At 39.1% G+C, this 647-nt stretch carries 1 protein-coding gene; it reads left to right on the forward strand.

The window, feature by feature from the left end:
• Positions 1-221: 221 nt before the first annotated feature.
• Positions 222-647: metallophosphoesterase (locus ACRCJ0_RS18125; protein ID WP_431391527.1), on the forward strand; the 426-nt coding region annotated here is incomplete at its 3' end.

Here is a 647-nt window from a genome sequence, read left to right on the forward strand (position 1 = left end):
TAAGAACCCTTTCGCCACATTTGCTGTAATCTCTTGAAAATCCTTAATCTCTTTCTCAAATTCATCTTGTGTGAATGGTTGAATATTGTCTACCATATATAATACCTCCTAGTTTTTGTCTATAAACTCATGGTATGCTTTCGACAGTAGAAATTCAATTAATATGCCTTCTCAAGCTATATGGTAGAATAGAGTTGATTCCAAGAATAAGGGTGAAACAAATGAAACTAGGATTTATATCAGATATACATATCGACCGCAGTAAGACCCTACAAGAAACAGACTTTCTTCATACCCTATCCGCCTACATCAACGACCAAGCACTAGACGAAGTCTTTATCGGCGGTGACATCTCTAACCATTACGAGAAGACCATTGCATTTGTGGAAAAATTACAAGCTCAATCCGGCGCTAAGATTTATTTTATACCAGGTAACCATGATTACTGGGAAGCAAAGTCGGCCAAAAAACATACATTGACTATCCACGACACCTTTAAAAGTCACCCACAAAGCATGTTAAACAAAGCATTGATAGTGGGCAACGATACTGCGGTTGTCGGTCATACAGGTTGGTACAACCATGCCTACCATGATCCAGCCTTTACAAAAGAAAAGTTAGAGACCGGCCGTCACAAACTCGTCACT

The organism is Aerococcus sp. L_32, assembly GCF_050689315.1.